Here is a 20,172-nt window from a genome sequence, read left to right as displayed (position 1 = left end):
ACTCCCTCAGTGCGCGCGGGTAGTCAGATGAGTCGCTTCCGGGTGCTGACTGATACCGCGGAAAGTGTCGATACCAAAAATGGCAGACTTCGGATTCACATGATTGTTAATCAGCATTCCCAGGCCGGAGAGGAAGGTGTGATCGATCAATTTGGCCTCGGTCAGATCGATTCGCAGATTGGGTAACTGCTCGGGAGTCAATTGATTGATGATATTGTTGATTTTCAACAGAGAGGGAAATGCGGCATCGCCTTCGACGCGCAATATCACCAGATCACCACTTTCCTGTTTCTTTATTTTCACACCGAAGAGTGACTTGAATGTTGATCCTCTGATCAGATGAAACACCACCTTGAGGACAAGTCCGGCCGCGACGCCAATCAACAGATCGGTGAAAATTGTCACCAGAAAAGTCGTCAGGAACAGAAAAAACTGGTCCATGCCGATATCCCTGGCATGGATAAACTCCTTAATTGAAGCCAGGCGTGAGCCGGTCAGGATCAACATGGCGGCCAGGGCAGCCATTGGAATCATCTTTAACAGACCCGGTACCGCCAATACAAACAGCAACAGAAAGAGTCCGTGAAAGAAATTAGACCTGTGACTGCGAGCCTCTGCATCTATGTTGGCTTTGCTGCGGACAATTTCCGAAATCATAGGCAGGCCACCCAGCATGGCCGACAGAAAGTTGCCCACCGAAACACCAAGCAGATCCCGATTGAGATTCGATCGCGGTTTGTCTCTGACGATGCTGTCGATCGCAACCACGCTCAGGGTGGATTCGATGCTCCCTACCAGCGCAAACATCACGATGTATTTGATGGATACCGGTGACAGCACTACCGAGAAGTCCGGCAGGGCGAAACCGTCCATCAGGTTATCAGGCAGGCTGACAAAGTAATGGGAATCCGTGATGCCCAGGAACATGGCAAGGGGGATGGTCACCAGCAGTACAATCAGTTGTGGCGGACTCTTCTTCAACGCCGTGACCGGCACCTTGGGCCAAAGGAACAGAATGGCCAGGGAGACCGCGCATATAATGGCTACCGGAATATTGGCGGTCATCAGTGAGTGGGGAATTTCCTCGAGCAGCTCGAGGGTCTCGCCACCATGGGGTGTCACACCCAGCCCGACATGAATGAATCTGCTTGGCGATAATAATCAGCCCGATAGCGGCAAGCATGCCATGCACGACAGACTTCGACATTGCTATTCCCAGGTTGGCCATTCTGAACCGAGCAAAGAGAAACTGACAGACACTGGCTACCACGCCCACTGCCAGGGTTCGCTGATATCCAAGCAACATGTCGCCTCCACCGAGTTCAGTGACAGCGCCGAGGGCAATCACTATCAGACCGGCAGCCGGCCCCTTGATGGAGAGCGAGGCGCCGCCGAGCCATGACACCACGAGACCCCCGATAATGGCCGTGGTGAGGCCTGCGATGGGAGGAAAGCCGCTGGCGCTGGCAATTCCAAGACAGAGGGGCAGTGCAATTAAAAAGACAAGAAAGCCGGATTTAAGGTCATTGAATACCGAGTTTCCGAGTTGTGTTTGGGAAATACTTTGCATTGGTTACTCCACGCGGTTTTTGATTGCCCGAGGCAATCAATAAAAGTCATTGAATTTCTTGCTGAAAACAAAAGCAGACTGCGGGAAGCTGCCGAGCGGCAACGCCGACCGGCCTGGACGGAAAGACAAAATAATGACGAATTCCGCGAACCGGAGACAGCCTGACGAACCACATCATGCCGGCGTAAACCGGAGAGAGGTTCAGCGTTTCCCTAGTTCAATGGTGGCGCACGGGTAGGGTGGAAATTCCTGGCTCGATTCCAGGGTGTCTCTGCCGGATCATTAAGGGAGACCTGGCCTGTTTTGGCATGACGTACGAGCGGCAGGCTAAGACATTCAAGTTCAAAGTCATCCCCACAGCTATCACTGCAGTCGGATTCATTGACGGAAACCTTGTCCTGGAAAGTGAGGCCATGCAGCAAGTGCTCAATCGCACTCTGCTGAGCCCCAACATCAGTAGAGTCCGCGATTGATGCAGGATCCGCTCTATGATCGAAGGCCAGACCGGGAACCGACTGAAACACGAACAGGAAGACCAACAGGCTCAGGTAAAAAGGACGTCTGAATTTGCTGACTTTCACTAACTGTCGGTTCCACTTGAATGACACGGTCTAACCCGGTTAGGGCAGCATCCCCGATGAGGACGCGTCAGCATTATAGGACTAAAATGTGACATTGCCAAAGGGGCTTACAGGAAAAAAGAGGAATTCCCTACAGGGACACTGATAACTTAACAACTTAACGAATTATTGTTCTCTTCTATTCTTTGTACATAGCACATAGTTACCAGGTGGAAGCAAAGCTTTGTGGAGGAAAAACAGGACTAAGGTCTTTGCTAAGTTAGTAAGTTATCAGCGCCACATAGTTACCAGTGCGAGAATCAAGGGTCTGGCTCATTGTGCGGTCTCCTCCAGTCGTTGTCCCGCGGATTGGCGAGATAGGTTTCGTCCTGGAACATGGCCATGTACTGGTCGAGAATGGCCATCGCCCGCTTGGGCCTGAGTGCGCCTTCTTCAATCTTGGTCTTTATCATGGATTCGACGCGCCTGCGCAGGTCATTGGGGAAATACTGAACCTGGGCCAGCATGTCTTCTACGCGGGCGCCCGGCAGTACTTTCTCGATCCAGAAATTACCTTCTTCCTCGGCGTCCGCGTATATGTGCGCCTCGGCGGTGCGGCCAAACAGGTTGTGGACGTCGCCCATGATGTCCTGATAGGCGCCCATCAGGAAAAAGCCCAGGTAGTACGGTTCGCCCGGCTGCAGTTCGTGCAGCTCCAGGAAATTCTTGTCATCCCGTGACGAGACGTACTGGGCCACCTTGCCGTCGGAATCACAGGTCAGGTCGACCAACAGCCCGCGGCGGGTCGGACGTTCATCCAGGCGGTCCAGCGGAACGATCGGAAAAGGTTGCTGGATAGCCCAATGATCGAGCATGGACTGGAACACCGAGAAGTCGACCAGGTACTGATCGACCAGCTTGTCTTCCAGTTCCTGCAGCACCTGCTGGTGGGGGCCCGTGTCGGCGTGGCGTAAGTGCTGAAGCACGGCCGAGCAGGCGCTCCAGTACATGCGCTCGATCAGCGCGTTCTGCGCCAGGGACAGGAAGCCCATGCTGAACAGGGCGGACGCTTCCTGGTGAATTTCTTCCACGTCGTGCCAGGATTCGAGTATCTGGGTAGCCTTGGCGTCGCCCGGCGCCAGCTGCCGCAGCCCAATCAGCTTTTCGCGCAGGTCGTGAACCAGGCGATGGGCGTCGGCGGGTATCTGCGGGTCCTTGTCGGCCTGGTCCTTACGATAGGCGCCGACGGTTTCGGCCACCAGGACCGAGTGGTGCGCGGTCATGGCCCGGCCGCTTTCCGACACCAGGGTCGGATGCGCCACACCGCGTTCATCGCAGACAGACTGGATCGCGGCAACCACGGCATTGGCGTATTCACCCAGGCTGTAGTTGATGCTGCCTTCCTGCATGTCGCCGGTGTAGTTCACGCCGAGCCCGCCACCCACGTCCAGGTAACGGATGGGCATGCCCAGGCCGACCAGTTCGGCGTAGATCTGGGCGAATTCCTTGGCAGCCTGGCGCAACTGCTGAATGTTGGATATCTGGCTTCCAAGGTGAAAGTGGAGCAGGCTGAAACGGTGTTGGATGCGGCCACGGTTGAGCCGATCGATCATCTCCATGAGTTCGGGCAGGGTGATACCGAACTTGGAACGATAGCCGCCGGAATCGGCCCATTTGCCCGCCCCTCCGGTGCGCAAACGGACGCGCACGCCGAACTGCGTCGGCATGCCGGTCTCGTCCGCCAGGGCAATCAGTTGTTCGAACTCGGCGAACTTCTCCATTACCGGCATGACGTTCTTGCCCAGTTCCTGTGCCGACAGGATCAGTGACAGCATGGTCCGATCCTTGACCCCGTTGCAGATCAGCAGGGTTTCGTCCGACTCCAGGTGGGCGAGGGTGGCCACCAGTTCCGCCTTGGACCCGCACTCCAGCCCCAGGCCGAACGGCTTCCCGGCGTCGATCACTTCCTCGACCACTTCGTGCAGCTGGTTGACCTTGATCGGATAGACGCCGCGGTATGCGCCCTGGTAACCGGTTTCGCTGATGGCCAGGGCGAAGGCCTGGTTGAGGCGCTGAACCCGGGCGCGCAACACGTCCTGGAACCGCAACAGCAAGGGGAAGCGGACGCCCCTCCGCTGCGCTTCGGCAATCACGTCGAGCAGGTCGATGCTCAGGCTGTCGTTACCGAACGGCCGGACCGCGACGTGGCCTTGCGGGTTGACGGTGAAAAAGCCATCGCTCCAGTCATTGACCCGGTAGAGTTCGGCAGCATCCTCGGGCCGCCAATCCGGTTGGGCAGTCTCCAGCTTCGGCTCCCCGGTCATGTCGCGATACTCTTCAACGGCCCAGTACGCAAGCGAAGATCAGCGGTGCGACGATGGTCGCGTCCGACTCGATGATGAACTTGGGCGTGTCGGCCGACAGCTTGCCCCAGGTGATTTTCTCGTTGGGAACCGCGCCGGAGTAGGAGCCGTAACTGGTGGTCGAGTCGCTGATCTGGCAGAAATAACCCCAGCGCGGCGTTTCGTCCTTCTGCAGGTCCTGTTGCAGCATCGGCACCACGCAAATCGGGAAATCGCCGGCGATGCCGCCGCCGATCTGAAAGAAGCCGATAGAGGCCGAGGCTGCGGTTCGCTCGTACCATTCGGCCAGCATGATCATGTATTCGATGCCGCTGCGCACCGTATGCACGTTCTTTATCTCCCCGGTGATCACGTGCGAGGCGAAAATATTACCCAGGGTTGAATCCTCCCAGCCCGGGACGATGATGGGCAGGTTCTTCTCGCAGGCCGCCACCATCCAGCTGTCTTTCGGGTCGATCTGGTAGTGCTCTTCGAGTGCGCCGGAGCGCAGCACCTGGTACAGGAACTCGTGGGGAAAGTAACATTCGCCGGCGGAGTCGGCCTGGGTCCACGCGTCAAGAATCACGCGTTCGATCCGGCGAATGGCCTCTTCTTCGGGGATGCAGGTGTCCGTCACGCGGTTGAGGTGCTTGCTGAGCAGGACTTCCTCGTCGGCGGCCGTCAGTTCCCGGTAGTGTGGCACCCGGACGTAGTGATCGTGCGCAACGAGGTTGAAAATGTCCTCCTCAAGGTTTGCGCCGGTGCAGCATATGGCATGCACCTTGTCCTGGCGGATCATGTCCGCCAACGACAAACCCAGTTCGGCCGTACTCATGGCGCCGGCCAGGGTCATGAACATGACTCCGCCCTGGTCCAGGTGCTTGACGTAGGCGTCTGCGGCATCGATCAGCGCCGCCGAATTGAAGTGCCGGTAATGATGGTGGACGAACTCGCTGATGGTACTCATTTGAACCGATGACCTCCAATGGCTGTTTGCGAGAATCTACAGGGACACTGATAACTTAACAACTTAATGAACTAAATTTCCTTTTTATTTTTGGAGATATGGGCATAAATATCAGGTGGAAGCAAAGCTTTGCAGGGGAGAAACAGGACTAAGGTCTTGCGAAGTAGTTAAGTTATCAGTTTCCTATAGTGGCCCGTAGCAGTCGGGCCAGCAGGCGCCGGCCCGGCAGTTGGTACCTTACTTATTCCGGAACCATGCAGAATGCATTAAGCTTGTTACCATCGAGGTCGCGGAAATAACCGGCGTAGAATCCCGAGGTGCTTTCTTCCGGCCGGAAGCCGGGGTCGCCTTCATTGGTACCGCCCAGCTCCAGGGCCCTGGCATGAAATGCATCGACCTTTTCAGGCGAATCCATGAACAGCGCAACCATGACACCGTTGCCCACCGAAGCGGGCTCCTTGTTGAATGGAATTGACACAGCAACAGACGGGGCTCCAGGCACCGTTGCCCAGGCAATGAAGTAGTTCTCTTCTTCCATGAATCGACTTGCACCTATGGTCGCGAACAGTTTGTCGTAGTAGGCCGCCGCGCGGTCCAGGTCGTTAGTTCCAATCGTTACGTAGCCAATCATCGCTTTCTCCTCGAATGGGCTGCTGTTTTAGGGATTTTCAGCATACTGCAACCCTGCTGACACCGTGGTGTCAGTAAACTTGCAGTAGGATACTATTCACCGGGTATCGCTAGAAATTGACGACCGAAGGGCCCAAGCGAAAGCTGGCGAGGAAAGTAACCGATGCGCAGAGCAGACCGCCTGATTCAGATCGTCCACTACTTGCGACGTATGCACCACGCCGTGACGGCAAGGCGTATCGCCGATCAATTCGACATCTGCCAGCGCACAGTCTATCGAGACATTCAGGACCTGATGAACTCCGGCGTCCCGATTTATGGCGAGGCGGGTGTCGGCTACGTGATCGACAAGAAGTATCACCTGCCGCCAGTCATGTTCGATCCCGATGAACTGGAGGCGATCGCTCTAGGCATCAGCATGGTCCGCACGTGGACGGACGAGCGCTTCGCTGAGAAAGCCGCGAGCGCGCTGAATAAGGTACAGGCTGTTTTGCCAGCGAATCTGCTCAACAACATGCAGCAGGTCGCCACCTTTTCCGAGAACAGCATGGCAAAGATCCCCTGGGAGGTAGATTTTTCCGAAGTCAGGAATTGCATCCGGGAGCGCAGGAAGATCCGCTTCGAATACATGGATTTATCAGACTGCGTTTCTGCCAGAACGGTCAGGCCTCTTGCGCTGACTTTCTTCGGCCCGGTCTGGTTGCTGCTGGCCTGGTGCGATACCAGGCAGGACTTTCGCAATTTCCGATTGGACCGTATGCGAAGCATGAAGATTCCCGGAGACCTGTTCCCAATCGAGAAAGACAAGAGCCTGGACGAGTACCTCAGGAAAGAGCGACAGGAAAATTCGTAAAATTCGAAAGCCATGCTGCGGTAGAGCCCGTTTCATTCTGCACTTGTTCGTCAATCGGCCGTAGAATTGACAGGGAGGCTGATAACTTAACAATTTAACGAACTAATATTCTCTTATATCTTTAGACAAATGGGTGTAGTTACCAGGTGGAAACAAAGCTGTGTGGAGGAAAATTGGACTAAGGTCTTTGCTAAGTTATTAAGTTGTCAGTGTCCCGTATTAGCCCCAGAGTTCGTTTTCTCCCGGTAGAACCGCGCCCGGGAAGAACAGCGCCAGCGGCTCGGCGAACCAGTCACGTGTATCGATGCGAGTAGTCGCGGTGAATACATCCGTTTGGTTTACGTCGACCGCAAGAACTGTACCAAACAGGATAAAACTGTTCAAAGCAGCTTAAAGAAGAAACGAAAATGTGCCAGAACATTGGATATCTCCTGAGTTGAAGGTGCACCAACGGCAAGCGGGACAGCAAGTCTTAATATGATTACTCACATTGCGTGTTGAGTATTTGAATGGATCGAACAGTGACGATAATCTACTTATCAGGATGAAGATTGTCCAGCCCAAAAAGAAGGGGGGCATTTGAAAAATGCAATGCCCCCTTAGTTATAGTCCTGATACATAGCCTATTGATTTGTCACCACTCATCTCTATCCCGAAAGATTCAATAAGTTGTAAGAGCCTGATATTTTCAATTCTTTAACTGCTCCGCCGCAGTAAATACAGCCTCGCATGAACTCATTGAACTGGCTGGCATGACGGGAAGTTTGTCGCCATCTTTTACCAGCCCCGGTCGTGGATCGAAAGGAGTCAGGTATATGTATTTTCGTGACTCCAGAAGGGACTGGCTTTTTTATTTTCGATTCGAACTTCAAGTCATGTCGCAAGTGAATAATTCTATCCCCAATCCGACGCTGCCCTGCATTCTGGACAGGCTGTCAAAAAGATTCCGTGAGGACACAGCACCCTCAACGAGTAGTTGCGGCTAGAACCTGAGTAACCGGAATAGTACCCGCTGTAAAAAAAAGCTGTCGGTGCGAAGTCCGCCGGCCAGAGACAGGCAGACCCGTTGCCGCCGAGACAGATCCGCTTTAAACCGGCTGGCAAACACGTCCGCCTGCTGCGCGACGGAAAACAGCATTTCATCCGGATTCTTCTGCCACAATCGACGCCAGGTCGTCCTGCTGAATAATTTGCGAGGCTGATACTCGCGAGCTCCCAATGTATTCTGATCATGCTGACGATACTGGACGAGTCTGGCAGGCACGAAACCGATCTCCCCGAAGGCGGCTGCCACCATGGCGAGCCACCAGTCATGCATCATAGCCGTCTCGGGAATCGGCAGGGCCTTACGAACCAAATGTTCATTAACCAGCGCGGTGCAGCCGGTTACCGTATTGCTGAAAATGATATTGCGCAGATCGTTGCGGCCCGCATCCAGGCCATGAAAGGCCAGGAACGATTCAGCGATAGGCGTAAGCTCCTCATCGACCACCACCAGGTCGCTGTGAACCAGCAATGGCTTACCGGGGTGACTGGCCTCAAGTTTCAGCAACGCCTCAAGCTCGGTTTCTATTTTACGGCCGTCCCAGACATCGTCCTGATCGCACAGCATCAGGTAGGCGGAATCGAGCCCCAGGGTTTCCCTGTTATCCAGCGCATACTGCATAAGAAAAGAGAAATTGCCGCTGGGACCAAGGTTCTGTTCCGCGCCGGCCACCCGATGAAATTTCCCGGGCCACTGCTGTGCGTAGCGCTCCACGATCTCACAGGTTTGGTCGCAGGAGCCATCATCCCGGGTAACGATGACCAGATCGTTAACCGACTGAGCCAGAATTGAGTCCAACTGCTGACCGATAAAACGGGCACCATTGAAGGTAGGTAACAGCACGGCGATTCTCGGATAATGCGGCATCTTGTCAGGGCCTGTGAGCACTGTCTGAACCCCCTCTGCCCGGCGCTGCTTCATCCCCGTCCAGGTTCCGGGAGTCGCGAATTCCGGCGCTGATGTTCCGCCAGTACTGCCGCCTTTCGGTCGACGTCAGAATCAACCACACCGCTTTCAGAAAAAAACGGGGGATATCCCTGAGCTTCCAGCCCAGGGGCGCATAGTGCTGTCGGTACAGGTGCACCCGGTTGCGACTCGAGTAATAGGTTCTTGCCGGCTTGTGCTGCGCCATCAGGCCCCTGCGGACCAGCGGGTTATTACTCGGCTCGCCGATCGCATGATACAGCACGGCGTCGCTGGTGCCGGCCAGCTCATAGCCGCGCATCCTGGCCCGGAAACACCACTCGAGGTCGATATTGTCAATGAAATAGCTGGCCTTCATGTCGCCTGTCTGTTCCAGACAGGCGAGCGGCAGCAGCGTACCGGAGGTGATAAGAAAGTCGGCCTGAAATAAGCCGGATGCGCCGTGAAAGGGCTGGTCCGAACGCCGAAGTAGCCGGTTAAACAGCTTGAAGGGTGTCTGGCGCTGATTGCGGTGGTTGATAATTCGCGGGCCAAGCGCCGCTAATCTGCCCTCGGCGAGCGTCTCGGCGCGGGCAAAGGCAGCCAGCATGTTGTTCACGAAGGCGTCACCGGGACGACTGTCCTGATCGAACAGAAACGCAAACCGGTAATTGCGTTTGCGTACTTCCTGCAGGCCCTTGTTCAGCGCCTCAGCCAGGCCGATATTCTCCGGCAATTGCAGAAACCCAACACAGCGGTTGCAGGTGAGGATCGACGCCCGGTACTGGTCAGCCTGCGGAGACCCATTGTCAATCACCAGAAAATCCGTTTCCCTGTTCAGCTCATTCAATAACCCGAGCAAGTCCTTAAGCCCCGGATAGTGAGTCACCACAATGGCACAGCTGTCTGTCCTGGACTCTTCTCCGGTGGTCCCTGGCATCCGCTGATCCTCAGCCAATTTTAATGATCGAGTGTTGTGACACCTGGTACATCCGGTGAAACCGTAAGTAGTTCCGGCCTGAAAAACGACTGAACCAGGTAGTAGAGAATCGAAGCAATGCCGATTGCCAGCCCGGTAACCACCCCTGCGTCTACGATACCCCGCCAGGGCTGCGGCAGCATCCGTACAAGAACCACAAAACAGACAATCATAAAGGTGAGTGAAAATGAGAGGATCTTGCGCTTTCGTGTGGCATGGATATAACCCATACAGAAAAGAGGCGCGAGAAAAACCTTGTCGAGACTGACGTGGCGCTCAAGATAGCGCGCCCTGGCGATCACCCGAGGCGCAAAGCTCTTATGAAACCCCCGGTATCCTTCCGCATAAGCCATATAGCCAACACTGAATACCAGCGCCAGCCAGTGCAGGGAACTGAGTGGCTGCTGGGTCAACTCCATGGCCATAGGCGAGAGTCGATAGACAGCAAACAGCAACAGCGTCAGCACACCGCCGATCCCCCAACCCAATCCAATTAAACCCACAGCGGATAACCCCTTAGCCAAAACGCGGGCTATTATAGCCGGATCGGTGACCAGACTGAAAATCACCGGCAAAGAGCGACACCAGGCTGCCCTTGCGTCGCGCAGCGACGCAAAGATTGCTATTATGCACAGACTTCGGAGCAGCCCCGGTGGCCCCTGAAACCCGCAGATTCCCCAGGATTGAAACAACATTATGAGCATCAAACTCGGCATCGTAATGGACCCCATCGAGTCCATTTCCTACAAAAAGGATACCAGTCTGGCCATGTTGCTGGCCGCACAGGCCCGGGGCTGGAAAATTTATTACATGCTGCAGACCGACCTGTACATGGAGAGCGGCATCAGCAAGGGAATCATGCGGGAGCTGACTGTCAAAGCGGATCCTCAGGACTGGTATGCCTTCGGCGCCACCGAACAGCTGCCCCTGGGAGAGCTGGACGTGATCCTGATGCGCAAGGATCCCCCCTTTGACAACCACTATGTGTATTCCACTTACCTGCTGGAAGAAGCCCAGAAAGAGGGCGTGCTGGTGGTTAACGACCCGCAGAGCCTGCGTGACTGCAACGAAAAACTGTTTGCCGCCCAGTTCCCGCAATGCTGCCCGCCATTCCTGGTTACCTGCAACGGCGCCAAGCTGCGGAAGTTTTATGAGGAAAACCAGGACGTCATCTTTAAACCACTGGACGGTATGGGCGGTACGGCAATCTTTCGCCTGCGCCAGGGCGATCCCAACCTCAGCGTCATCACCGAGATCATCACCGAAGGTGGTCGCAACCAGATAATGGCGCAGAAATACATCCCGGAAATCGTCAAAGGTGACAAGCGTATCCTGCTGATCGACGGTGAACCGGTGCCCTATGCGCTGGCACGTGTGCCTGCCGTGGGCGAGACCCGGGGCAACCTGGCTGCCGGTGGCAACGGAGTTGCCCAGGAATTGACCGACAGAGATCGCTGGATTTGTGAACAGGTTGGACCAGTCGTGAAGAAAAAAGGGTTACTCTTCGTTGGATTGGACGTCATAGGCGATTTCCTGACCGAGATCAATGTCACCAGCCCTACTTGCGTCAGGGAGCTCGATGAAGCCTATGGCCTTGATATTGCAGGGGATCTAATGGACTGCATCGTCACGAAACTGGACAGCTGAATACAGACCAACATGGCAACATCGGTAAGTGAACATCAGAACGAGCGCTTCGGGTTTACAGTGTTCCTGTCGGCCTGTGTGCACGCCATGCTGATTCTCGGCGTGGGTTTTACTTACCTGGATGAAATAACCAACGAACCCACCATGGAAATAACCCTCGCTCAGTATCGCAGCGAGGTGGCCCCCGATCAGGCGGATTTCATTGCCCAGGAAAACCAGACCGGCTCCGGCACCCTGGAAGAGCGCTCCGCACCCAGCACCCCGTTCACCTCGGAATTCAATGCTGACGTGATTCAGGAAGTATCGCCGGTGCGTCAGGCCATGGCGGCCCGCCAGAACACTGCCACGACCGATATTTCAGTGCTCACCGCCTTACAGGCCGAGGAACAGATAGATCAGAGCCCTGAAGATGAGTCCACCGAAGCGGAAAACCCCGACGCCGACGACTTCACCCAGGAAGAGCTCAGCCTGGCCATTGCCAGCCTGCAGGCACAACTGGATCTGCAGCGGGAGGCCTATGCCAGAAAGCCCCGTAAATACACCATTTCCTCTGCGTCTACCCAGAAAAGTCACGATGCCCTGTACCTGGACAGCTGGCGCAAGCGCATTGAATCGGTGGGCAATCTTAACTACCCCGAATCGGCCCGTAGGCAGCAGATTTTTGGTGACCTGCGCTTGCTGGTCGCGCTGAATCCGGACGGCTCGGTTAAAGAAATTCTGATCCTCAAGTCCTCCAGCAGTGCCGTGCTCGACCAGGCGGCTGTCGATATCGTGAACCTTGCGGCTCCCTTTGAACCGTTCCCGCCGGAATTGCGCGGGCAGTACGATATCCTGGAAATCATTCGCACCTGGCGCTTCCAGGAAGGCGCCGCATTTACCACCGAGTAGTGTTCTGGCATAGTGCCAGTAAAACCAGCATTGCAAAGCAAGCCAGTGCCTGAATTTACCGAGTATCCCATCGCTGCCTATGTCTGAATCGGATTACGAGAACTCCCTGGAGGATCAGCTCCTGATCGCTATGCCGCAGCTGGCTGATCCGTACTTTGCCCACACTGTCACCTACCTGTGGAAACACAACAAGGACGGCGCCCTGGGCATCGTCATCAACCAGCCGCTCACAATCAGCGTGGCGGATATTTTCGATGAGCTTGAAATAGTCTGTTCCGTTGATGACACTGCATTCAAAAATCGCCGGGTGTTGGCAGGGGGACCGGTAGAGCGGGATAAAGGTTTTATCATCCATGACTCCAGCAATGACTGGAATTCCTCAGTGCGCGTAGGTGAACGATTCAGTCTCTCCACCTCCAAACAACTATTGCAGGATATTGCTGACGGCAAGGGGCCGGAACGGTATCTGATTGCGCTGGGCTGCGCCGGCTGGGACGGTGGTCAGCTGGATCGGGAGCTGAGCGAAAACGCCTGGCTTACCGCACCGGCAACTGCCGAACTGGTTTTTTCCGAAGACTTCGAAAACATGGCGGCGCGGGCCGCTGAGCAATTGGGAGTAGATCTCAATCAGCTGTCCCCCGATGCCGGTCACTCCTGAACCGACGACCACCGAATTCACTCCGCCAACCGACTATCCCGATGCCCCTCGAAATGTTTCCTGCTTCCATCCCCGCTGAAATTACCGCTCTCGGGTTTGATTTCGGTACGCGCCGGATTGGCGTGGCTTACGGACAGTCAATCTCCGGCACGGCCCGCCCCCTGGCCATCCTGCCGGCCAGAGACGGCATACCAGACTGGCAACAGATCCAGCAGCTCATGAATACCTGGCAGCCGGACCTGCTGGTAGTCGGTCTGCCCTACAACATGGATGGCAGCGACAGCGACCTGCTGCTGCGGGCCACCAAGTTCGGCAACCGGCTGCATGGCCGCTTTCACCTGCCCTGTTACGGGATTGACGAGCGCCTGTCGTCGAAAGCGGCCGAGGAACTGGCTGGCTCCAGGGGCGAGCCTCTCGACAGCATCGCCGCTCAGCTGATCCTGGAAAGCTGGTTCGCCGAGCTGCGGCAGCGCTCGAGAGAACCAGCCCCTTAGTGCCTGTGCCTGAGCTCCGCACAGACTCCATCGGAGGTGGCTTCGGTTCACTGGAGGGTTTGCCTCGAAACGGCTGGTGCCGGACAAGCCGCTTGGCGGAAAAAGATACCTTTTGACGACGATCCGGCAAGCGATTACTCTCCTGCCTTAAACACACGCTTTATCAACAACAACAAGCACAATCCCACCCTTGGAGAAGTCTATGAAACGCCTGCTACTCACCTGCGCAACATTCCTCGCATTCTGCGGATTTGCCAACGCCCAGCCGGAATACACCCGGATCGAGATGGACATCGAGATCGACAAACCGGCATCCGAGGTCTGGGCCGCGGTCGGTGACTATTGTGCCATCAGCGAGTGGCTGAACCTGGACTGCGAAATCACCTCCGGTGACGGTGGAATCGGAACTGTGCGGGCATTGGCCGGTGGCCGCATCCTGGAGATTCTGGTAGCCCAGACGGAACTGGCGTACGGCTACACCCAGCCGACCCGGGAAGGCCAATTCTACAATCTGTATCACGGCTTCATGGAAGCCCGACCGCTCGGTGCAAACCGCACCCGGCTTATTTACACACTGATGCTTGATGTTTCAAATCAGCCGGACCAGGCTGCCAAGGACGCCGATGTTGCCCGGCGCCGGGGGACTTTTGAGAACGCCCTGCAGAACATGAAGAATATCGCTGAATCCCAGTAGTCAGCTTTGGCCCTCCTGCAGCCGGTTCCTGTCAGGGCCGGCGCGGGGAGGGAGTTCTCCTCGCTGATCTGCACAGACTCAATCGGGAGGGGCTTCGGTCCACGGGCGGTATTGCTTCGAAGAGGCTGGTGCTGGACGAGTAGCCTGGCGGGGGTCCGGGGAAGTTTTCCCTCACGGCCTAGGGCCTGATTGTTCGGGAAATCTTCCCCGGACCCCCTTGGTCTCGACATGAATTCGCGTCGCTGTCTTTGACTATTTATCGTTCAGGCTAAACTTTCCCACCTCGCAGAATCCCGCAAACTTGACGACGTCAGGGGCAGGCCGTGGAGAGCTTTTGACGAGCAATCAGGCCGCAGGCCGCGAGGAGGAAGTTCTCCACGGCCTGCCCCGCACAGACTCGTTCGAGGGTACGGGAGGGTTTGCTTCGAAGGGACAACTCAAAGCCTGCTGAACTGTGACGAACAACCTAAAACCTTTTCGGGACATGCTGCTCGCCTTCAAAGCTTTGGAAACCAGGGCCCGCTAAAAATTATCCGGCATTTTGGCCTTGGCGCGGGCGTCTTCCCGGGTCACCAGGCCCTTGGCCAGCAGGTCCTTCAGACACTGATCCAGGGTCTGCATACCCGCTGAGGCACCAGTCTGGATGGCAGAGTACATCTGCGCCACCTTGTCCTCGCGAATCAGGTTGCGAATCGCCGAGGTGCCGATCATGATCTCATGGGCCGCAACCCGACCTCCCCCCGGCCGTTTCAGAAGGGTCTGAGAGACTACCGCCTGCAGAGATTCTGACAGCATGGAGCGGACCATGTCTTTTTCAGCGGCTGGAAACACGTCGATTACACGGTCGATAGTCTTGGCTGCGGAGGTGGTGTGCAGGGTGCCGAACACCAGGTGACCAGTTTCGGCGGCGGTCAGGGCCAGACGAATGGTTTCCAGGTCCCGCAATTCTCCCACCAGGATGATATCCGGGTCCTCACGCAGGGCTGATCGCAGTGCTTCATTGAACCCCAGGGTATCCCGGTGGACTTCCCGCTGATTGATCAATGCCTTTTTACTGGTATGCACAAATTCGATCGGGTCCTCGATAGTGAGGATGTGCTCGTATTTTTCCGAGTTAATGTAGTCGATCATGGCGGCCAGTGTGGTGCTCTTGCCGGAACCGGTAGGCCCTGTCACGACCACCAGCCCCCTGGGGACATTGGAGATCTTGCGAAACACCTCGCCCATGCCCAGTTGCTCCATGGTGAGAACTTTCGAGGGAATGGTTCGAAAGACCGCCGCCGCACCGCGGTTCTGATTGAACGCGTTAACCCTGAAACGGGCCAGGTTGGGGATTTCGAAGGAAAAGTCGGTTTCCATGAACTCTTCGAAGTCCTTGCGCTGTTTGTCGTTCATAATCTCGTAAATCAGGCTGTAGACTTCCTTATGGTCCATCTCTGGAACATTGATGCGGCGAATGTCGCCGTCCACGCGAATCAGTGGCGGCATACCGGCAGTGATGTGCAAGTCAGAGGCACCCTGTTTGACACTAAAATTCAAAAGTTCGGTAATATCCATAGCCTGTACCCGTGGTGTAAGCGCGCTTTAGCGCCTTTTGGTCTGATGCTGGTAAGTCAGCGTATACTGCGGGGTTATTCAATTTATTAGCCAATCCCCGTAAATGCCGAGAATAGCAGACAATATTTCCGAAATTCTTGAACGAATCCACGCTTTTGAACAAAGGTATCAAAGGCCGCCCGGATCGGTGACGCTGCTGGCTGTAAGCAAAAAGCAGTCTGAGCAGTCAATTCGCACCGCTTTTGCCGCCGGGTTGCGGGATTTCGGCGAGAATTACCTGCAGGAGGCAGAAGCCAAAATCAGTGCCCTGCAGGACCTGGCTATCTGCTGGCATTTCATCGGGCCTGTCCAGTCCAACAAGACCCGCCCGATAGCCAGCCTCTTCGACTGGGTTCACAGCGTTGACCGTCTGAAAGTTGCGCAGCGGCTCAGCGAGCAGCGCGATAGCTCCCTGCCGCCGCTTAACGTCTGCATCCAGGTCAATCTTTCCGGCGAAGACAGCAAATCCGGGGTCGATCTGGCCGACGTCGAATCTCTCTGCCAGCAGGTGGCTACCCTGCCCCGGCTGCGGCTGCGGGGTCTGATGACCATCCCCGCCACCGAAACCGATTTCGATCAGCAGCGCCGGCAATTCGCCCCCCTGGCCGGGGAATTCCATCGACTGCAGGGTGTCTTCCCCCACTTCGACACGCTCTCCATGGGCATGAGTGGCGATTACGAAGCGGCCATCGCCGAAGGCTCTACGCTGGTCCGCATCGGAACCGCCGTGTTCGGCGCCAGGATATAAATGCACCTGTTAATTAAGATAGAATACCGGCTACTTTTTTTCCTGCTGAGTGAATACCCGAAGTGAGCCTGGAAACTAGCACCACCGGATTTGTTGGCGCGGGCAATATGGCCAACAGCCTTATTCGCGGCCTGCTGGCCAGAGGGGTCCCACCGCGCCAGCTGATAGCCGCCGACATCGATACTGACAAGCTTGAGGTTCTGCGCACCGAGTGCGGCATCCAGGTGGCCAATTCAAAGGAAATTGCCGCCACCGCCGATGTCGTGGTGCTGGCAGTCAAGCCCCAGGTGATGAAAGACGCCTGCCAGCAGTTGCGCTCCACCCTGGCGGGCAGAGACTGCCTTATCGTCTCCATCGCGGCGGGCATCACCTGTGCTCAGCTTGCTGACTGGCTGGGAGGCGAACTGGCGGTGGTCAGGTGCATGCCCAATACGCCGGCCCTGGTAGGCAAAGGCGCTACCGCGCTGTATGCCAACGACAAGGTATCCGCCGAGCAGAAAACGCTGGCCAAAGACCTGCTCGAGGCCGTAGGCCTGGCCCTGTGGCTTGACGTCGAAGCGGACATTGACGCGGTGACCGCGTTGTCCGGCAGCGGGCCGGCCTATTTTTTCCTGTTGATGGAAGCCATGCAGAACGTGGCTCTGGAGATGGGGTTGACGGCAGACACGGCCCGGCAACTCACCTACCAGACCGCCCTGGGGGCTGCAGAACTTGCTGCCAGCAGTACCGCCAGCACGGCAGAGCTGAGGCGCCAGGTGACTTCCCCAGGCGGTACAACCGAACAGGCATTGAATCAATTCGAATCAGGCGGGCTCCGCGAGCTGGTATCAAAGGCGCTGCTAGCTGCCCAGCAGCGCTCCCGGGTGCTGGCCCGAGAGCTCGGCAGCTAATCACAGGTTAAAGGTTAAAGCATGAACGCTATTGCAAGTCTGGTAAGCACCCTTGGTGGACTGTATCTGTTGGCAATTCTGCTCCGGTTTCTATTGCAGATAGCCAGAGCCGATTTTTATAACCCCCTGTCCCAATCAGTGGTCCGCATAACCGATCCGGTGGTCAGAATATTTCGCAGCTTTATACCCGGTTATCGAGGCATCGATTTTTCCTGCCTGGTGCTTGCCCTGCTGGTCGAAGGGCTCCTGATCACAGCCCTGATCAACCTGTACGGCTATGAAATGCCCGGTATTGGCTCGATCGTTTCCTGGTCGCTGGCCGGCGTTATCCTGTTTATTCTGAATATTTATTTTTACGCCATACTCGCCACCATTATCATGTCTTTCGTGATGCTGTTCTCCGGCAGTATGAACCCGCATCCGATCCTGCAACTGATCTGGCAGCTGACCGAGCCGGTCATGGCGCCGATACGCAACATCATTCCGCCCATGGGAGGGCTGGATTTCTCGCCAATATTTATTTTCCTCGGTATCGAATTCCTGAGCAGTTTCCTGATGGAGGTTTTCGGTATCTCTGAGGGGGTCCGCCAGGTGATTGTTGGTGTCTGACCGGCTTATTCCCGGTGTTCTATCGCTGGCTCGATGACGACCTGGTTCTAACCTGTAGAATACAGCCCAGAGCCAGACAGGATGGCTTCGCTGAGATCAGCCAGGATGCTGTGAAGATTCTGATTACGGCGCCACCTGTTGATGGCAAAGCGAACCAGCATCTGATTAAATTCCTGTCCAGACAGTTTAAAACTCCGCAGAGCAATATCCAGATTGAACAGGGGGCTGCGGGGCGAAGCAAGCGAATAAGAATCTGTGCGCCGAAACGGCTGCCACCCGAACTGCAAATAATAGACCGATATCCTGATGCCTGAAGTCATTCCCGAAAATTCCGTCGGCCTGGTAGAACCCGAGGTTCACCACTTCGACGAACCATTGAAACTGCGTAGCGGCAAGGTGCTGCCCTGCTATGACCTGATGGTGGAAACTTACGGAACCCTGAATACCAAAGCGAGCAACGCCGTTCTCATCTGCCATGCCCTGAGTGGCGACCATCATGCCGCCGGCTACCACAGTGAATCCGACCGCAAGCCTGGCTGGTGGGATGAATGCATCGGGCCGGGCAAACCCATCGACACCAACCTGTTCTATGTAGTCAGCCTGAATAATCTCGGTGGCTGTGCCGGCAGCACCGGCCCCCGCTCGATGAATCCTCAGACTGGCAAAACCTACGGCCCGGACTTTCCGGTTATGACCGTGCGGGATTGGGTCAACAGCCAGGCCAGACTGGCGGACCGGCTGGGCATCAGCAAGTGGGCTGCTGTGATCGGTGGCAGCCTGGGAGGCATGCAGGTGCTGCGCTGGGCCATCAGCTACCCGGAACGGGTCGACAATGCCATTGCCATCGCCACGGCTCCGAAACTCTCCGCCCAGAATATCGCCTTCAACGAAGTGGCCAGGCAATCGATTACCTCCGACCCCAATTTTCACGAAGGCCGTTACCTGGAGTTCAACACTTCACCCAAGAAAGGTCTGATGCTGGCCAGAATGGTCGGGCATATCACCTATCTGTCAGAAAACGCGTTACGTAACAAATTCGGGAAAAATATCGAGGATCTGGTACCTGGCAGCAGTAACTTCGGCCGCGATCTGACAACCGGTAAACTCAGCTTCGGCCTTGATATTGATTTCCAGGTGGAGAGTTACCTGCATTACCAGGGTGAACGTTTCTCCGAAAACTTCGATGCCAACACCTACCTGTTGATGACCAAGGCACTGGATTATTTCGACCCCTCGGTGGATTACGACGGAGATCTCAGCAAGGCATTCGCCAACAGTCACTGCAGGTTTTTTCTGATGTCATTCAGTACCGACTGGCGATTTCCCCCGGAGCGCTCCAGAGAGCTGGTGGAGAATCTGCTGCACGCAGGGCGGGAAGTCAGCTACATTGAGATCGAAGCCGACCAGGGCCACGATGCCTTCCTGTTGCCTATCCCCCGTTACATGGAAGCATTCCGTCGTTACCTGCAACGGGTTCATGAAGGGCTTGCCACATGAGACCCGACCTGGAGATCATTCAGCATTGGATAGAACCTGACAGCCGGGTCCTGGATCTGGGTTGCGGGGACGGCAGCCTGTTGCAATACCTGAAGGAAAACAGGAATATTGTCGACATCGGGCTGGAGATCGATGTCGATAATATCAATGAGTGCCTGTCCAAGGGCGTCAACGTTATCGAACAGAATATCGACAACGGCCTGCGGAACTTCCAGACCGACAGTTTCGATACAGTGCTGTTAACTCAGACCCTGCAGGCGCTCAGCAACCCTGCCCTGCTGATCGATGAAATGCTCAGGATCGGTAAAAACGGCATCGTCACGTTTCCCAATTTTGGCAACTGGAAATCCCGCCTTTACCTGTTAAGCAAAGGCCGGATGCCGGTGTCCAAGTTCATGCCCTACCAATGGTATGACACACCGAACATTCATTTCTGCACGGTCAAGGATTTCGACGCCCTTTGCCGGGAAAAGAATATCCGCATACTGACCCGAACCGTGGTGGACAATGAACACCAGGGTAACTGGTACATGAGAGCCTGGCCCAACCTGCTGGGTGAAATTGCCATCTACCATCTGACACGCAACTAAGGCTTTTGCAAA

Annotated in this window: 21 protein-coding genes and 1 pseudogene; 12 read left to right on the top strand and 10 right to left on the bottom strand. The window is 55.8% G+C overall.

All coding sequences use genetic code 11. The features are described from left to right. Positions 1–6: 6 nt before the first annotated feature. The 6 genes and pseudogenes from R3F50_07375 to R3F50_07350 form a co-directional block, all read right to left on the bottom strand. Positions 7–1,122, bottom strand: coding sequence for a SulP family inorganic anion transporter (locus R3F50_07375; GenBank protein MEZ5490124.1), 1,116 nt, complete (start codon positions 1,120–1,122; stop codon positions 7–9). Positions 1,123–1,198: 76 nt separating this feature from the next. Continuing rightward, positions 1,199–1,570 (bottom strand): annotated as a pseudogene (locus tag R3F50_07370) (SulP family inorganic anion transporter). A 212-nt stretch (positions 1,571–1,782) separates the two neighbouring features. Then, on the bottom strand, positions 1,783–2,151 hold the full coding sequence (locus R3F50_07365; protein ID MEZ5490123.1) for a hypothetical protein: 369 nt from the start codon (positions 2,149–2,151) through the stop codon (positions 1,783–1,785). A gap of 299 nt (positions 2,152–2,450) precedes the next feature. Then, a complete protein-coding gene (gene speA, locus R3F50_07360; protein ID MEZ5490122.1) occupies positions 2,451–4,454 on the bottom strand; it encodes a biosynthetic arginine decarboxylase in 2,004 nt (667 codons plus the stop codon). 13 nt (positions 4,455–4,467) lie between these two features. Then, positions 4,468–5,439 carry a deoxyhypusine synthase family protein gene (locus tag R3F50_07355; GenBank protein MEZ5490121.1) on the bottom strand — a complete coding sequence of 324 codons (972 nt, stop codon included), beginning with the start codon at positions 5,437–5,439 and terminating at the stop codon, positions 4,468–4,470. Positions 5,440–5,680: 241 nt separating this feature from the next. Beyond that, positions 5,681–6,070, bottom strand: a complete 390-nt coding sequence (locus R3F50_07350; GenBank protein MEZ5490120.1) for a VOC family protein — start codon at positions 6,068–6,070, stop codon at positions 5,681–5,683. A gap of 162 nt (positions 6,071–6,232) precedes the next feature. Between R3F50_07350 and R3F50_07345 the strand changes: the two genes are divergently transcribed. Next, on the top strand, positions 6,233–6,922 hold the full coding sequence (locus R3F50_07345) for a YafY family protein (protein ID MEZ5490119.1): 690 nt from the start codon (positions 6,233–6,235) through the stop codon (positions 6,920–6,922). Between the two features lie 982 nt (positions 6,923–7,904). Here R3F50_07345 and R3F50_07340 read toward each other — a convergent pair. From R3F50_07340 to R3F50_07330, 3 genes are read right to left on the bottom strand one after another with little or no spacing between them, the layout of a single operon-like run. Further along, positions 7,905–8,834 carry a glycosyltransferase family 2 protein gene (locus R3F50_07340; GenBank protein ID MEZ5490118.1) on the bottom strand — a complete coding sequence of 310 codons (930 nt, stop codon included), beginning with the start codon at positions 8,832–8,834 and terminating at the stop codon, positions 7,905–7,907. Between the two features lie 4 nt (positions 8,835–8,838). Then, positions 8,839–9,810 (bottom strand): glycosyltransferase family 2 protein, encoded by a 972-nt coding sequence (locus R3F50_07335; GenBank protein ID MEZ5490117.1) that lies wholly within the window; start codon positions 9,808–9,810, stop codon positions 8,839–8,841. 20 nt (positions 9,811–9,830) lie between these two features. Next, positions 9,831–10,352: a hypothetical protein gene (locus R3F50_07330; protein ID MEZ5490116.1), complete on the bottom strand. Its 522-nt coding sequence runs from the start codon at positions 10,350–10,352 to the stop codon at positions 9,831–9,833. Positions 10,353–10,545: 193 nt separating this feature from the next. Here R3F50_07330 and gshB point away from each other — a divergent pair, with 193 nt between their 5' ends. The 5 genes from gshB (at position 10,546) to R3F50_07305 (ending at position 14,230) form a co-directional block, all read left to right on the top strand. Continuing rightward, on the top strand, positions 10,546–11,496 hold the full coding sequence (gene gshB / locus R3F50_07325) for a glutathione synthase (GenBank protein MEZ5490115.1): 951 nt from the start codon (positions 10,546–10,548) through the stop codon (positions 11,494–11,496). Between the two features lie 12 nt (positions 11,497–11,508). Next, on the top strand, positions 11,509–12,384 hold the full coding sequence (locus tag R3F50_07320) for a TonB family protein (protein MEZ5490114.1): 876 nt from the start codon (positions 11,509–11,511) through the stop codon (positions 12,382–12,384). Between the two features lie 79 nt (positions 12,385–12,463). Further along, positions 12,464–13,042 carry a YqgE/AlgH family protein gene (locus R3F50_07315; protein ID MEZ5490113.1) on the top strand — a complete coding sequence of 193 codons (579 nt, stop codon included), beginning with the start codon at positions 12,464–12,466 and terminating at the stop codon, positions 13,040–13,042. A gap of 53 nt (positions 13,043–13,095) precedes the next feature. Beyond that, the gene (gene ruvX / locus R3F50_07310) at positions 13,096–13,536 is read left to right on the top strand and encodes a Holliday junction resolvase RuvX (GenBank protein MEZ5490112.1); all 441 of its coding nucleotides are present in this window, start codon (positions 13,096–13,098) and stop codon (positions 13,534–13,536) included. Positions 13,537–13,738: 202 nt separating this feature from the next. Next, positions 13,739–14,230, top strand: a complete 492-nt coding sequence (locus R3F50_07305) for an SRPBCC family protein (protein MEZ5490111.1) — start codon at positions 13,739–13,741, stop codon at positions 14,228–14,230. A gap of 522 nt (positions 14,231–14,752) precedes the next feature. Here R3F50_07305 and R3F50_07300 read toward each other — a convergent pair. Further along, entirely contained in the window at positions 14,753–15,787 is a 1,035-nt protein-coding gene (locus R3F50_07300; GenBank protein MEZ5490110.1) for a type IV pilus twitching motility protein PilT, read from the bottom strand. 103 nt (positions 15,788–15,890) lie between these two features. On the opposite strand from R3F50_07300, the gene R3F50_07295 reads away from it, so the two are divergent. From R3F50_07295 to metW, 6 genes are all read left to right on the top strand, one after another. Further along, entirely contained in the window at positions 15,891–16,574 is a 684-nt protein-coding gene (locus R3F50_07295; GenBank protein ID MEZ5490109.1) for a YggS family pyridoxal phosphate-dependent enzyme, read from the top strand. A gap of 68 nt (positions 16,575–16,642) precedes the next feature. Beyond that, positions 16,643–17,464 carry a pyrroline-5-carboxylate reductase gene (gene proC / locus R3F50_07290; protein MEZ5490108.1) on the top strand — a complete coding sequence of 274 codons (822 nt, stop codon included), beginning with the start codon at positions 16,643–16,645 and terminating at the stop codon, positions 17,462–17,464. A gap of 21 nt (positions 17,465–17,485) precedes the next feature. Continuing rightward, a complete protein-coding gene (locus R3F50_07285) occupies positions 17,486–18,073 on the top strand; it encodes a YggT family protein (protein MEZ5490107.1) in 588 nt (195 codons plus the stop codon). Positions 18,074–18,087: 14 nt separating this feature from the next. Next, positions 18,088–18,387, top strand: coding sequence for a DUF167 family protein (locus R3F50_07280; protein ID MEZ5490106.1), 300 nt, complete (start codon positions 18,088–18,090; stop codon positions 18,385–18,387). Then, positions 18,380–19,570 (top strand): homoserine O-acetyltransferase, encoded by a 1,191-nt coding sequence (locus tag R3F50_07275; protein MEZ5490105.1) that lies wholly within the window; start codon positions 18,380–18,382, stop codon positions 19,568–19,570. Before R3F50_07280 ends, R3F50_07275 begins: the two co-directional genes overlap by 8 nt. Continuing rightward, on the top strand, positions 19,567–20,160 hold the full coding sequence (metW, locus tag R3F50_07270; GenBank protein MEZ5490104.1) for a methionine biosynthesis protein MetW: 594 nt from the start codon (positions 19,567–19,569) through the stop codon (positions 20,158–20,160). The genes R3F50_07275 and metW overlap by 4 nt, the downstream gene beginning before the upstream one ends. The last annotated feature ends 12 nt before the right edge of the window (positions 20,161–20,172 follow it).

The organism is Gammaproteobacteria bacterium, from assembly GCA_041395725.1.
Lineage (GTDB): Bacteria > Pseudomonadota > Gammaproteobacteria > Pseudomonadales > Pseudohongiellaceae > NORP240.
The sequence above is the reverse complement of the archived record's forward strand: the minus strand, read 5'-3'. Positions and strand labels throughout refer to the sequence as shown.